This window comes from Paenibacillus sp. MER 99-2 (assembly GCF_023714095.1).
Classification (GTDB): Bacteria; Bacillota; Bacilli; order Paenibacillales; family Paenibacillaceae; genus Paenibacillus.
The window spans coordinates 115,163-129,991 of sequence record NZ_JAMAUZ010000010.1 but is presented as its reverse complement, the minus strand read 5'-3'; the positions used below and the strand labels follow the sequence as shown (position 1 = coordinate 129,991).

Genomic DNA, 14,829 nt, shown 5'->3' with positions numbered 1-14,829 from the left:
CTCCCCTTCACCATACCTAGTTATGTGATTCATGACTACTTAGCATCGAAGACTACGACTACTCTACAGAAACATCGAAACTACCCTTGTGCATTCATAAGTACATTCACATTACTTTCATATGCACACCAGAGTACATCATTGATGCACTCTATAAGATTTATTTGAAATAATATACAAATATATCTTTAAGACCTATTGTAACCATATTTTACTATAATTGAAATAGGAAATTACAAATTCATAATATTGATTACTTAATTTTACATTTTTCTCGTAATTGACTTATCATTCGTGTTCAATTCATCCCGTTTTTTCGTACCAAGAAGATAGATGAAAGTAGACTTTATTAGGCATGTGCATCCTTCACAGGTTCATGATACGAGGTTGGAGTAGCGGCTGTTTCTGATAATTCAAGCTGATCAATGGACGGTAACTTCCGAAGAACACCGCTAACGAGCCAATACATACCAAAGATCACCATCGCAATGCCACCAAGTAAAATGGAATACAACGGGCTTACCGAACCAATTGCTCCACCCACCAAAGCTCCGATCGGCATACTAAACGCTGCAGCACTGGATACAACGGTAATGACTCTACCAATCATAGAGGTCTCAATCTGTCTTTGAATTGCGGAGAACATCAGTACATTGAAAATTCCAATCGTTACAAACCCTGCACCATAGAGTGCGATGGATGGAATCACTGGCAATAGGCTTGCACCGACCCATAATAACCCTGAAGATACGCCGCAGAGCACCGTCAGCTTGCCAAAAGGGAATTTACCAACACGCGGTGTAATAATGGCTCCACATAACAGCCCAACGGACATTGCCGCCATATAATATCCATAGTAGGATTCACTCCCACCTTGCATCAAGGCGAATGCCGGAAGTGTGGCGAACATCGCAGCAATGAAAAAGTTAACAAAGAAGCAGGCCACGACCAGATGAGGGATAATCGATGAACCGGTGATATAACGGATTCCAGCCATAAAGTCTTGCTTGTAATTTTGGAGCCATTTACTGATCTCAGGCTGCTCCTTCTCATCGGTATTTTGAAAATCAAAGCGATACAGGGTGTAGATTAAGGACGTACACAAATGACATATTGCCGTAATAAGAATGGCTTGCACGGGGCCGATGAATGCAACCACGATGCCCGCAACAGCGAGAAATACAATGTTCATACTTTCCCGGAGAGTGTTCAGATATGAGTTAGCCTGTACCAGACTGTCCTGAGGTACGATACTGGGGATGACTGTAGATTCTACGGGGTAGGTAAACTGTGAGATCATAGCAACGATAAACAATACGAGAATGCAGTAAAATACGTTCAATCCAAATAATACAGCAAAGAGCGGAATCGAGAACAATAAGGCTGACTTTAGAAATTCACAGAACACGAGACTTTTTTTGTACGATACGTAATTGGCAAAGGGGGCAATCAGGAAGCCTAAACAATCCGCAGCACTGATCGCAAAATAGGCTAATCCTGAATAAAAAACATTGCCGCTGATCGCAAGTACAAGCAGCATGCCCGCCACCTCGTACACACCCGTTCCAATGCCTTTGACGAACATACCAGACAATAGAATATTAAAATTCCGATTGAACAAACGCGTACTCAAGTGATCTCCCCCTCATCATACTCTTTGGCTTCAAAACTGATCTGGTATGCGGTTCTGTCTTGTTTAGACGTGAGTGACTGCTGTGTATATTTGTAGAACAACTCGGAGATTTCGTCACTTAAAGCAGCCAATTCTGCCTCTGACAGCATGATGTAGTTATCACGCTTAGCCCGAAATTGTCTCTTCACCTGTAGTTCTGAATCATTGACTCGAAACAACGTCGCTTTGGCTCTGTAAAATTTCTCAACAATTCCTCTCGAAACCTCCGTATGTACCAGCTCCAAAATCTCATGCTTAAACAATTGCTGGATGTGATAATACGTTGTACCGGGGTCTTTATCCAACCGGTCTGCCACCTGCTTGGACGTCATCGGCTGCTCGGATAACAAAATAATGATCTCGACCCGGAACGGATGCGAAATAATCTTCTGTTGCTCCAACGTGATATCCATCGGCTGCAATGTTTCGTCTGACATAGTCGTTCACCTCTATAACTTTCATAATGGGAAAATTAAAGCAGTAATTAAACGATATAAATTGAACTAAAAAGATTCACACTGACCACTCCGATGACAGAACAACCTTCCGATCGCTGTTATCCCCAGATTTTTCTGATTCCCTTTTCCAAAGGGTAAAATCCGGGGATAAAGACGAACGCTCCGCTTCTTCACGTTATTTCCGTCCTCTTCGTTCTTGTGTAAATGTCTAGTCAATCTATATAGTAATTAAATCAGCGTTTAAATCGATTTATAAATCTAAATCGTGTTGGAAGCATCATATCAACCCATGGAACAATTTGTCAATTATTTTATAAAAATAGCCTGGTCACCGATCTCCAATAGAGAATCCGTAACCAGGCTAGATAGAACATATAGAGCTACACGGAGCACATAAACTGAGATAGTACCCAGAGATACATACCACGTATCACTTCAACAAACTAGGAATGCAGTGCGGTCTTGGTCTGACTCGCAGCAGATTGACTTAAATGCCCTTTCATTCGAGCAAGCTCTGTACCTGCCAGCATCATAATTCCAATCCCGTGGTTGTCGTTGGTGACTGTCAGGAGATCCTTGTTGTAATATTCTGCTGTGAATGCGTATCTCGATCCACTACATACCCCATGAACATTACCTTGGCGGTCAATCGCATACTTCGTTAATCCATTCCACGCCTTCTGCGCCGCTAGAATATAACGTTCGGGATGATGGAACCATCCAAATCGAACGCCTCGGGAAAATCCATAAGCAAACATGGCTGTACACGACGCCTCCAGGTACGTACCTGCATCATTTAGTACCTGGTGCCATAACCCACTCGGGTCTTGAAGTGCAGCATACCCCTCACATAGTTCATTATAAAAATCAATCAATGCTGGGCGATCCGTATGCCCTTCAGGAAGAGCCTCCAGCACCTCCGTTAACGAGAATAGCGTCCAACCATTTCCCCGTCCCCACGGTACTCGTGTCGCTTGCCCATATTTGAAGTCATATACATGGGACATGATCTTGTAATCAGACATAAATAGATACTTACGATATAACAAAAACTGTCTTGCTGCCTCATCCAGTGCCGCTGTATTTCCCGTCAAACGGGCATAACGAACCAAAAACGGTGTGCTCATATACAGATCGTCCGCCCACATCGTGTTCTCAGCATACTCCCCAGTACACTCGCGGTAAAAAGCACCATCCTCCCGGCGTTCCAATCGAGATAACATAAAGTCAGCAATCCGCGCCGCAATCGGGAGGGCTGTCGGTTCCCGATGCTCTGAATACGCTTCCAGCATCGCTGAACCAAACGAACCACAATTGTCCAACATCTTGAGCATTACGAGCTGCTGGTTTACCGCCGGGAATCCATATTGCTCACGATCCCACAACGAATATTCGTACATTCGAGTACATGTCTGTACATGTTCAGCCGCATACCGCGTAATATCCGGTCGCTGTAAATGACGACCAGCCTGTAACAAGCCATATACGGTTACACCGAGTGGATAATCCCAACGTCCATAGTTGGTCACGCTACCTACCGTCCACTTGTTACTAAGCATCGCATTCTCATAGTACGGACGTACCCAAGCATCTGGACGATCCAGTCGCCAATACGTTTTCTCCTCTGATAAACGATCGGATGGGGATGCCCCCGTTGTTCCCGTTGCGTACACCTTGTCGAATCGGTTCATATCCTGCGCCGCCGGTTCAGATCCAGCCTTGAACGGCCCAGCATATAACCATGATTCTCCGGATACGCCATGTACTCGCTGCGGCAGCTGGAGCTTTAATTCTTTTCCATTTACCGAGGCAGTTAATGTAAATTGCCATGGCGTCTCAGCATCGCTACATTCACTGCACACCAACAATTCGCTCCGTCCAAAAGAAGCATCCACTTCCTCCGTAAACGAACCTGCTTCGGAGAGCCGGATCACTTCCTCACCTTGGTACCATACTTGAAGCGGACCAGAGCAGGCTCCAGATAGTTGAACCTTCGCCCCTGTCGCATCACTATTGTTCAGATGAGTTCTTGCATACACCCGGTGACCAGGAAGATGTCCATATATGCGCTCCAGAGCAGGCATGGCTTGTTGTGCTTCTGACCATTCTGGGTTAGGGAACCATGTCAGCCCAGTATCCTGTTCTTTTCCTATTAAATTCAGCGCAGTTTGTCCACCACCGGAGGGATGGAGTTTTACCGAGATATCTTGGTTTGAGAGATTGGAATAAACCCAGCCTGCCTGCCCCAGTCTATCTTCAAAAGGAGAGAGCACATTCAAAATGCGAACCTTACCCTCGTCAGATCCAAACTGACATCCAAAGCCAGCAGGAGTACAGCTCATTTGTAACAGCAGCGTATTCCAGCCTGGTTTAATATCAATTCCCAATTTCACCGTTGCATCTGGGGTAATCTCATCTATAACGGTAGAGCGGTACACGAGTTGCTCGTTAAAATAAAATCGAACAGGGCCATAACAGCGGATAAGTACATCCAGGTTACGGTGTTCATCCCCCCAAACCAGCGCTGCCGCGTAGACGATCTGCCCTTTCTCGGCCTCTGGAAAGCGTTTACCTAAATTCAGATCATACAAGCCTTTGTCATTCTGCATAATGCCCGACTTCTGAAATAAACGATATACGAAATCAGCTTGGGCATTGGCTCCGATATATCGCTCAGCCAGTACCTTCAATACCTGATCCTGATCATCCCCGAAACGATAGTACATGCTCTGTGGTTCACTGAAATAGGTTGTCATGAAATCCCCACTTTCCTCTCCCGTGGAATAAAATAATAAATATGCTGGGGGAAAAACCATTAAGTATAGCGCTTAACCTAAGTAGGATATCCCCTTGATTATCGATACAATAGATTGCTTTATCGTTTTGTGATCGGTCAATATTACACCCAGTATACCTGACATGTTTGCTCATGGCTACAGATTTTTGTTTACGCTTACAATATTACTTCCTAACAAGTGCATGTTCAAAAAGGGCGGTTTTCAGTACCGAGAAGATGGGATGAAGATAGAAATGGAGTAGCGGAGCGTAGGCAGGACTACGTGAGCAACGGACATTTCGGCTGAATTCCATCTTCGATGCTGAGATGCTGCTCGTGCATCCTTCGTAATCAAAAGCGAACTTTTTGAACAACCTCTACAAATATTTAAACAATGGTTTAAAAAAAGGAATGCCTTGCCGATATAGGTATTAGACTGGAAATTCCACTTTTTGTATTGGAAAGGAAAGATGAAATTTGAATACGCTTGAATCTTTGGTAAATGCAATGCCTTTTGTCAGTCAAATGTTCCGTGATGATGTATCCATCTCTATTAATGATCATGAGAAAGTTTTATATTTTTCCGAAGCAAAAAGTCTGGAGATCGGTGTAAAAGTCGGCGATGAGCTGCATGATGACTATAAGAATTTCAAAATGTTAGTTAACAAAGATACACGTACCGTGGCACGGATGCCTGGCGATCTGCAAGGTAGACCATTCGATGCCATTCTCATTCCCATTAAAGAAAATGATCAGGTTGTAGGTATTCTGGGTGTAAACTATGCACTGGATAATCACATGACGCTAGAGTCGCTAATTAGTGAAAATGAAAGTACAATTAACGCCCTCGTTGGTGGTATTCAACAAATCGCTGCACATTCAGAAGAGCTGTCCGCAACATCAGAAGAGATTCTGCGTAACTCCAAGCAAGCGGTAGAGAATTCGGTAAGTGTAACCAAAGTAACCAACGTGATCCGTGAAGTATCCGAACAAACGAACCTGCTTGGCTTGAATGCGATGATTGAAGCTGCTCGCGTAGGTGATCTGGGTAGTGGCTTCGGGGTCGTTGCGAGCGAAGTCCGCAAATTGTCCGATCATACGAAACAAGCGGCGGCTGATATTGAAACCTCCCTCGGGAGTGTTCAGGACTCTATGAAACATATGGAACAAGAGATTGGTCAGATTACAACGGCAACGGTAGATCAAGCACAGCTCGTAAGTGAGTTCATGGAAAGTATTGATAAGCTGAGCCACACCAGCGCAGATCTCAAAACATTCGTGCATAAGATGTTATCGCTCGAATAACCTCAGTTTTAACATGCAAGATACCCTTGAAGTTATATGTACATATATGCTTAGACGCCAAAGAGCCTCCGTCCTGCCATTCCTTATTTGGAAGTCAGCGGAGGCTTTTTGCTTGGTTTACCTTAGTTATTCATGTCAATTTCGACCGCAACACCATAATGGTCAGATACAACAGGCCCGTTCTTACCGTTAAGCACAACCGTTGAAGACTTCGCCTGAACAGGACGATTCGAGAAAATATAATCAATACGCAGTGGCTGACTGTTATTCGCCCATCCAGCAATGGCTTTCACAACTGTTGCGCCATCGTCCTTCTGTTTTGCCATGGTATAGAGATCATGCCAGCCATGACTCATCATATAGTCATACCCCTGTTCCCGGATCTCCGCTACATTATTGAAATCCCCCATCATATACAAAGGTTCGTTCATATATGGCGCAAGCTTGCTCTCGGTCAGATCCCACTGGCCTTTGAAAGGCTCCTGGTCATCATCCCACCAGTTGTAATGTCCATTGACGAACCACGCCTCTTCTCCATCAGCCACCGTCTGAATGCCAACGATTTTACGTGTTCGGTAGTTGTTGTAATCCTGCATATGGGATACATATTCCCCAAAAGCCTGTGTAATTGGCGTTCGGCTCAGAATCGCCAGTCCTTCATCATATGTGCGGAATCCGACATGCGTAGGAATCCAGGTCCAGTAATACGTTTCAGATAATTGTGTTAACAGCACATAAGCATAATTGTCTTTTTTGACCACGGTGTCCGAATCTATGCGAAAATAATGCTCCAGCTCTGCCGCAGTTAGCGCTTCTTCCTGAATCGGTTGATTGACCTCCTGCATGGAGATGATGTCAAACTGATGTGTATTAATAAATTCAGCCAATTGGCTAATCTTGTTCAATTGATTTTCTTCTGCCCAAGCGTGTGCGTTTAAGGTAAGTATTTTCATAAGCTCTCTCCTGCCTGATCTTTTAATGTTAGGTATCGTCTGTTCCTGCATGGTTCCTCAGTAGAATACATACCCTAAGCATACACAATACACACAAGTTTCGCATACATATGGCTACGATGAACTTGTCTTTACGGAGAAATGAATTCACCAAATATCTGTTTCATTTACAGAACTCCTGCACGGATTGTCCTATAACTGATATGATATATACATTAAATTCACACCTTTAACGTCAGAACGCGTTGAATGATGAACCTATGATTTCCCCAGGAGATGGAATGATGAACATACCCAATGAAATGATCATGGATGATGCACAGTGGCAACAATTGATTCGTGAAATTGCGGATCATTTCGATAACCTGACCATTATGCGCGGATTCCAATATTATAAACAGAAACGTGTTGGCCCATTAACATTCACGCAGCAGCAAGGCATCCATGCCATGGTTCAAGGTACTGAAGAATATGGAGTGCTGCTGAGTATGCAGTCCATACCGACAAGCGACTGCCCTTGCCCAGTACATTCCCCTTGTAAACATATGATCGCTGTTCTTATGAGTTACGCTGAAAGCATGGGACGTCCTGTTCATGCCATTGTGAACGCACATTCGAGCACCGCACTGAAACAATCCGTGAAGCCTGCCCCTGCTATATCATCGGTACGCTCGGAATTTGAAACTCGTGTACAGGAGCTTGAGACACCAGACAATCTGTACAGCCAAATAAAGGAACAAGCGATGGATCTTGCTCAGCTACCTATTCCGGAATGGCATAAACTATTTCAAAATGCGCTCAATCGTCTAGGGATAGGCACGGCAAATACAAGCTATATACAGGCAGCTACGGACGAGCTCTATGCGATTAAACCCAAGCTGTCTCCAGGCATGGATCAACTATTTGACCTACACGTGCATATGTACCTTATGCGCTTCTGTATACCTGGCCGTAATCCGAACACCAATTCGCCTGTTTATCTTAGTTATCCTGCCCAGCTTGCTGTAGATGCCCTTCAGAGAAGCATAGAGAAGGAGCTAAATCGCTCACTCGATCTATCTAATCTGACTGACGAGCAGCACGCGCAGCATTGGAAACGTCTTGAGGAAACGGTAACCTATCTTCGTAAGCAAATGTTGTCGGAAACGTCTAGCATCATGGTATTTACATCCATCTATCGCGACTTGTGGTTAAACTGGCTAGTGCCTCACCTACACCAACAAGACGAGCTAGAAGCTGAACTAACAGCTCTACGCGACATTGAACATAAATTAAGTGATGACTCCGTTTCTACTAGTACAACTCCTGGCAGTGTGCTAAATATGAACCCTAGTAGTTCAGGCACAGGAACCAGCATAACGAAAAGAAGACCACCCTCGCTTCCACTACCTTTGGTGTTAGCACAGGGCTGGATTTGCTTCCATCTGAAACGGGATGCCGAAGCTTGGCAGATCTTAACGAGCGGAAGCTCAGCCTATGGCATTCCACCAGAGCATGTACTGCACTTCCTGCACGTCCTGGTTGAGCAACTGGATTGGAACAGGCTTGGACAGTGGCTGGCGGAGCTCGGACCGTTGCTCGCGAATCGTCGCAATGATCCATTGCATGATTACATGCAACTCTGGGACACTGTTATTCAGGAGCTCCCCAAAACAGAAGATACGATGTGGAATACGTTAGTTAGCATGTTGCCCCATTCTCGGCCTGCCTATGAGGATGCCCTTCATCGTCGCAGCCAGTGGCGGCGTTGGATCGATTTTCAACTTAGTACGGGGGCGGAGCCACTCGAATTCCGTGTCGCAATACTTCAACCCATCGAGAAAGATGCGCCCGAACTGCTGCTACCTTTCTACCATCAGGCCGTCGAACGTTATATTGGACACAAAAACAGAGACGGGTACAAAGCAGCAGTTAAGTTGCTAAAGCGACTGGCGAAACTATACAAAAAATTGAAGCAAGAAGAACGTTGGGAGCAGTTCATCACGGCTCTCGCGGTTCGCAATAGCAGACTGCGTGCGCTGCAGGAAGAGCTTCGGAAAGGTAAATTAATCTCATGAGCCTTAACCATCCTTACACCGAAACGATTGAAGTTCACGTTGCCTTAACGGGATACGGGGATGCCCTGTTTTATGGCGCACTCAATACCCACCACTTTGTATCCGGACAATCACTCAAGCAACGGTTATTCGCTTGGCATGCTCCTTCGTTCTATGGTACGGAGCTCGAAATCCGCCAGCTTGAAGACATTGAACTTGTAGTGCTGCCCGCAGAAGAAGTGATCCCTTTCTTCGCAGACATGCACACCTTACTGCATATTGAATGGAGATGGGATGAGCAGGCTGCCCATCTGATTCAGCTCGCTCCAGTACTGGCTTCCACGATTGAAGATCGTAAATATATTCCTAGCTTTGTGGCTCATCGCACAGGGCAACTGCAATGGATCTGGGATTCAGACCGGATGAAGCAACAGGATCGCGCCGCGCTGACCAAAGCCATAGAGCAAACCGATGAGAGCTATAGCGAAGGTCTAGGTGCTGCCTACTCCGCTTCCGTATTCCAGCGATGGTACAGCACGGAGGAAGCAGCCACAGATCTGAGACGCGAGTTCCCGCAGCTATTCCCGCAGAATGGCGAACCTCCGCGGACATTTGGCATGGATGCCCAATCATGGCTCGTCTCTATCGGCTGGAAAGCAGATGCCGCTCCCTTCCGGCCACTTCTACAATTGCTGGAACCAGACGATGATGAGCCTTCATGGCGATTACGATTGGTGCTGCAAAACAAGCTGGATGCCTCTTCACTCATTCCAGTGCGACTGGATTCGCGTGGCCGGCTGGAGGGGGAATGGCCTGAAGGCTGGACAGCCTTCATTATAGATCGATCTGCCGCATGGCTGGAACAATTGCGGGCACATCTCCCACGCATTAGCCGTGAGGTCAGTGGTAGCCGTGATGTACTCAGCGATCCGCTAGGAGATCAGGAGGCGTGGCAGTTTCTCACGATTGACAGCGGACGACTACTGGAGTCGGGCTGGCAAGTATTGCTGCCAGGCTGGTGGGAAGCTGCACGGAAGAAAAAGCCGAAGCTGCGTGCGAAGGTTAAGCCGGAGGAAGGCAGTGAACGCGGACAGTCATTCTTCGGACTGGACTCCATCATTCATTTTGACTGGCGCATAGCTATTGGCGACTCAGATCTGACGGAAGAGGAATTCGCTGATCTAGTGGCTCGTAATGAACGGCTCGTTCGTTTTCGCGGAGAATGGGTTCCTCTGGATCCTGCTCTGCTTGAGCAGATTCGAAGAGCGATGGGCGGCGTGGATCGGGAGCAAGGTCTCTCCTTCCAAGATATTCTGCACCTGCATCTGTTGCACAATGAACAACGGGAATATCGCAACCAGAAATGGAAGGAAGGGCAGCAAGCCGAGGAAGAAGAGCAGCCACAAGCGAATGAGAACATCCGGTTGGAGGTAGAGCTGAATGAACATCTACACAGGGTGATTGCACAGCTCGGAGGCGGACAAGGTGGTGCACCTTCCCTACCTATTCCGGAAGGGCTACAAGCTGAGCTTCGTTCCTATCAAAAAGAAGGCTTTGCATGGCTCGGATTCTTGCGCCGGTTCGGACTCGGTGCATGCCTTGCCGATGATATGGGACTCGGTAAGACGATCCAGTTCATCACATATCTGCTGTATCTGAAGGAAAATGAAACACGTTCCCCAGGGCAAGCACCAGCGCTTCTCATCTGTCCAACATCCGTACTAGGCAACTGGCAGAAAGAGATTAGCCGATTCGCACCTTCCATAAACATGATGCTGCATTATGGAGCCAAACGACTTAGCGAAGAAGCATTCCGCTCAGCTACAGAGCAGGTGGATATCATTATTACATCCTATGCAACGGCAACACTCGATCAAGAGATGCTGCAGTCCTATACCTGGGCATCCATCTGCCTTGATGAAGCACAAAATATTAAAAATGCCCAAACGAAGCAATCGATGGCCGTTCGCAGTTTCCCTGCGAAACACCGAATCGCATTGACGGGTACACCGATCGAAAATCGATTGGCTGAGCTATGGTCCATCTATGACTTTATTAATCCGGGTTATCTGGGCAGTGCACGAGCGTTCCAAACACGATTTATCAGTGCTATTGAAAAGGATAAGGATGAGCAGCGCATGCAGGACTTGCAGCAGTTAGTGAAACCGTTCATGCTGCGCCGCAAGAAAAAAGATCCGAATATCCAGCTTGATCTGCCGGACAAAAACGAGATGAAAACCTACATTCACCTTACCGGTGAACAAAGTGCTCTATATGACCAATCCGTTCAGGCTCTGATGGATAAGATGAAAGAGCTAGAAGGTATTAAGCGCAAAGGTGCGATCCTCTCTGCACTGACGCAATTGAAGCAGCTCTGCGATCATCCACTGCTGCTGACCAAGGAAGCTTTCCCAGAGACCGTGACATCGGAGGACTCAGGTGCAACGTACGACGTGTACAGCCCACAAGACATGGCAATGCTCGTTAGCCGATCTGCTAAACTGGAAAGGTTGATGGAGCTTGTCCGTGAGTTGCGAGAAGAGGGCGAGCGCTGCCTTATCTTTACCCAATATCTTGGTATGGGGCAGATGTTACAGCAAGTGCTGCAACAAGAACTGCAAGAACCTGTGTTGTATCTGCATGGTGGGACTTCCAAAACAGGACGAGATCGCATGATCGATCAGTTCCAGTCACGGACACTTCCTGCAGCAGAACAGCCATCTGTCTTTATTCTTTCGATTAAAGCTGGCGGTGTGGGTCTTAATCTGACAGCCGCCAATCACGTATTCCATTTTGACCGTTGGTGGAACCCTGCCGTGGAAAATCAAGCCACTGATCGGGCTTACCGGATGGGTCAGACCAAGGATGTTCAGGTGCACAAATTTATCTCCCTAGGCACACTGGAGGAGCGCATCGACGAGATGCTTGAGAGCAAGCAGCAGCTTAGCGACAATATCATTACCAGCTCCGAGAACTGGATAACAGAGCTCTCGACAGATGAGCTGACAGATCTATTCACTCGCCGGCGGGACTGGTCAGGATAACCGATCCGTCATGTTCATTTCGTTTCACATCAGACGATGGAATATAGAACATATGCAACTTCACCGTGATGAAACATGTGACGATAAGAAGATAAAGCATTCACCCTGGTGAATATATGCAAATAAAAGAGCGAAGCATGGAACTTAAGGTCCGTGCTTCGCTCTTTTGGGTTATAACCAGAACCGGTCTTCGAATTCTCCAACCTACCTAGTTATAGATTATATTGCGGTTGCGCTTCTCGCTTATCGCATGTTACCGATGATGGAGGATCTGGAATCTTGCATTTTCTTCACAAAATTAGTCATCAAATCAAAAGCCTCATTGCGCTTGTTCGACATGGACTGCAAACGAAGCATGTCCATTTGCTGTGAATTACTTGCTGCATCAATTTGGTTCTTCAACTGCTGAGCCAAAGCCTCATCACCATTTTGTTGAGCAACGTGTAATTGTGCGTTCAAGTCTGCAATCTGTTGATTGCGTTTCTGAACTTCCTGAATTTGCATCTGCAATTGAGCATCCAGTAATTTAGTACGTTCTTGCTGAACCATCATCAGCGCAGTCTCGATGTCCATTTTGCTGATGTCGATCGCATTAATGCTCGAAGTGTTCGAGTTAAAAACTGCGCTCGCCGAAGCCGAGCCAACGATCGATACTGCTGCAATAGCAGCAACCATTGTCGAAGTGAAGAATTTGCCAGTCCGTTTCATCTGTTGTCCTCCGATTGGATATGTAATATGTACCAATATAGTACGGTTTTCTCCGATATTCTATATCAAAAGACCTAGTTGTACAATCCATTTAAAATTAAATTTAAAATGTTTGGATCAACCTATCCCGTAACCATCCTGTACTTACATTTTCAGATATATTTCAACCCAATTGGTTACCTAAATCCCCGTATTACATCGTTCGTGATAGCTGTTGAATCAACTCGTGAATATGTGCTTTTACAGGCTGATCATCGAGAGATGCAATGCGCTCTGGATTCAATAACTGGTTCTTCTTCATCAGATAATAATCATACAGCGCCTGGCGAATGGTCATATCATACATAATTGAAAATGTTGGCTCGGCCACTTTTCGAATGACTGCCTCATCCTGAATCATGTACAGAATGGGATTAATTCGATTAAATACACCTCGATCTATTCCCTCTTCAAAAAAGTGACATAACTGCTCACTATGATGGCGCAATGCAGTCGAAAAACCCTCAAAAATTGCTGGATACAGCTTCTTCACATCACTCCAGAAAAATTCAGGCAGATATAGCACATGTGAGATGGAATGCTGGTACGCAATCTGGAAGCGACGTTCGAATGATATCGAGTCATCCATCATCGTAGCTCTGGAATCATGGATCTCTGCGATGTAATCCTCCAAAATATTCTGGATAATTTCCTCTTTGGAAGAGAAGTATTTATATAGCGTTGCCTTGCTGATATCCATATGCCTGGCCACGTCATCCATTCGAAGCGAACTAATTGCCGTTGTGCGTAGCACAGGTATCATCTTGGTCAAAAATTTCTGTGAGTTCTCCAGACGTTTCATGGAGTGCCCTCCTCTATATGCATTCAATTACCTATCTTTGTTGTTATAGCTTCGATGCAAATCATGCGATTGTTTCACGGTGCACCAAATAGGCGATATATAAAGTATAGCACGGAAAGACGAAATAGATATGTTATACCAACTAAACTATTTTCGGCATTTTAGTTTACTTTGAAATTTGGTTATGATATATTTAGGTAATTGAGTTTTATAAAATTATATTTTACACAATTTAAATTACGATACATCACACAGGAGGTTTTCTTTATGAAAAAAATATTAGTTGTCCTGACCAATGTAGATAAATACGCAACAAAGGACGAGCCCACCGGCTTATGGTTGAGTGAAGCAACTCACTTTATTGAGGAATTCGATCATAATGACAATGTACAGATCGACTTGGTCAGCCCACTCGGCGGTAATGTACCTCTCGATCCGAAAAGTCTGGGTGATTCCCTAGATGAAAGTACCAAAGCCTATTATGAGAACGAAGCGTTCATGAACAAATTGAAAAATACGTTGAAACCAAGCGACGTGAAAGCCAGCGACTATGACGCGATCTACTTCACAGGTGGTCATGGTACAATGTGGGATTTCCCGGATAATGCTGAGCTGCAAGAGCTTTCTCGTGAAATCTATGAAAAAGGCGGCGTTGTATCCGGTGTATGCCACGGTGTTACAGCCTTGCTTAACGTGAAGCTGTCCAATGGCTTGCTGCTGATCAAGGATAAAACCGTTTCCGGCTTCACTAATGAAGAGGAAGCACTGGCACAACAAACTGACTTCGTTCCGTTCCTGCTGGAAGACGCACTGAGAGAACGTGCAGGTCGCTACGACAAAGCGGCTGCATTCAGCTCTTATGTGACAACTGATGGTCGCCTAGTTACGGGTCAGAACCCACAGTCCAGCAAAGCAGTAGGCGAAAGCGTCAAAGAACTGCTTGGTCTGTAAGACATAAGACACAAGACTGAAGACAGCACTAAACCTTCATCTCCCCCATGAATTGATATAGATGAAACAAAACGAAACAGCACGT

The 14,829-nt window shown here is 45.6% G+C and carries 10 protein-coding genes; 4 read left to right on the top strand and 6 right to left on the bottom strand.

Annotated elements, in window-relative coordinates; genetic code table 11:
• Positions 1-349: 349 nt before the first annotated feature.
• The 3 genes from M3636_RS26175 to M3636_RS26165 all read right to left on the bottom strand — a co-directional run bounded on the left by M3636_RS26175 (position 350) and on the right by M3636_RS26165 (position 4,886).
• Positions 350-1,633: an MFS transporter gene (locus M3636_RS26175; protein WP_251384480.1), complete on the bottom strand. Its 1,284-nt coding sequence runs from the start codon at positions 1,631-1,633 to the stop codon at positions 350-352.
• The gene (locus M3636_RS26170) at positions 1,630-2,109 is read right to left on the bottom strand and encodes an ArsR/SmtB family transcription factor (protein WP_128099903.1); all 480 of its coding nucleotides are present in this window, start codon (positions 2,107-2,109) and stop codon (positions 1,630-1,632) included. The genes M3636_RS26175 and M3636_RS26170 overlap by 4 nt, the downstream gene beginning before the upstream one ends.
• Before the next feature lie 464 nt (positions 2,110-2,573).
• On the bottom strand, positions 2,574-4,886 hold the full coding sequence (locus M3636_RS26165) for a glycoside hydrolase family 88/105 protein (RefSeq protein ID WP_251384479.1): 2,313 nt from the start codon (positions 4,884-4,886) through the stop codon (positions 2,574-2,576).
• Positions 4,887-5,383: 497 nt separating this feature from the next.
• Between M3636_RS26165 and M3636_RS26160 the strand changes: the two genes are divergently transcribed.
• Positions 5,384-6,211, top strand: coding sequence for a methyl-accepting chemotaxis protein (locus tag M3636_RS26160; RefSeq protein WP_128099901.1), 828 nt, complete (start codon positions 5,384-5,386; stop codon positions 6,209-6,211).
• Between the two features lie 122 nt (positions 6,212-6,333).
• On the opposite strand, the gene M3636_RS26155 is transcribed toward M3636_RS26160, so the two are convergent.
• The gene (locus M3636_RS26155; protein WP_251384478.1) at positions 6,334-7,164 is read right to left on the bottom strand and encodes an endonuclease/exonuclease/phosphatase family protein; all 831 of its coding nucleotides are present in this window, start codon (positions 7,162-7,164) and stop codon (positions 6,334-6,336) included.
• A 284-nt stretch (positions 7,165-7,448) separates the two neighbouring features.
• Between M3636_RS26155 and M3636_RS26150 the strand changes: the two genes are divergently transcribed.
• Together M3636_RS26150 and M3636_RS26145 are read left to right on the top strand one after the other, a co-directional pair.
• Complete coding sequence (locus tag M3636_RS26150) at positions 7,449-9,221, top strand: SWIM zinc finger family protein (protein ID WP_251384477.1); 1,773 nt, start codon at positions 7,449-7,451, stop codon at positions 9,219-9,221.
• Positions 9,218-12,244, top strand: a complete 3,027-nt coding sequence (locus M3636_RS26145; RefSeq protein ID WP_251384476.1) for a DEAD/DEAH box helicase — start codon at positions 9,218-9,220, stop codon at positions 12,242-12,244. The genes M3636_RS26150 and M3636_RS26145 overlap by 4 nt, the downstream gene beginning before the upstream one ends.
• 243 nt (positions 12,245-12,487) lie before the next feature.
• On the opposite strand, the gene M3636_RS26140 is transcribed toward M3636_RS26145, so the two are convergent.
• A complete protein-coding gene (locus tag M3636_RS26140; RefSeq protein WP_128099897.1) occupies positions 12,488-12,952 on the bottom strand; it encodes a hypothetical protein in 465 nt (154 codons plus the stop codon).
• Positions 12,953-13,145: 193 nt separating this feature from the next.
• Positions 13,146-13,793 (bottom strand): TetR/AcrR family transcriptional regulator, encoded by a 648-nt coding sequence (locus tag M3636_RS26135; protein WP_251384475.1) that lies wholly within the window; start codon positions 13,791-13,793, stop codon positions 13,146-13,148.
• Positions 13,794-14,060: 267 nt separating this feature from the next.
• On the opposite strand from M3636_RS26135, the gene M3636_RS26130 reads away from it, so the two are divergent.
• Positions 14,061-14,744 (top strand): type 1 glutamine amidotransferase domain-containing protein, encoded by a 684-nt coding sequence (locus M3636_RS26130; RefSeq protein WP_251384474.1) that lies wholly within the window; start codon positions 14,061-14,063, stop codon positions 14,742-14,744.
• The last annotated feature ends 85 nt before the right edge of the window (positions 14,745-14,829 follow it).

Excerpts from the sequence above, each read along its gene's own strand:
- M3636_RS26145 (WP_251384476.1), top strand. The coding sequence starts at position 9,218 with ATGAGCCTTAACCATCCTTACACCGAAACGATTGAAGTTCACGTTGCC.
- M3636_RS26130 (WP_251384474.1), top strand. The coding sequence starts at position 14,061 with ATGAAAAAAATATTAGTTGTCCTGACCAATGTAGATAAATACGCAACA.
- M3636_RS26140 (WP_128099897.1), bottom strand. The coding sequence starts at position 12,952 with ATGAAACGGACTGGCAAATTCTTCACTTCGACAATGGTTGCTGCTATT.
- M3636_RS26135 (WP_251384475.1), bottom strand. The coding sequence starts at position 13,793 with ATGAAACGTCTGGAGAACTCACAGAAATTTTTGACCAAGATGATACCT.
- M3636_RS26150 (WP_251384477.1), top strand. The coding sequence starts at position 7,449 with ATGAACATACCCAATGAAATGATCATGGATGATGCACAGTGGCAACAA.
- M3636_RS26165 (WP_251384479.1), bottom strand. The coding sequence starts at position 4,886 with ATGACAACCTATTTCAGTGAACCACAGAGCATGTACTATCGTTTCGGG.
- M3636_RS26155 (WP_251384478.1), bottom strand. The coding sequence starts at position 7,164 with ATGAAAATACTTACCTTAAACGCACACGCTTGGGCAGAAGAAAATCAA.
- M3636_RS26170 (WP_128099903.1), bottom strand. The coding sequence starts at position 2,109 with ATGTCAGACGAAACATTGCAGCCGATGGATATCACGTTGGAGCAACAG.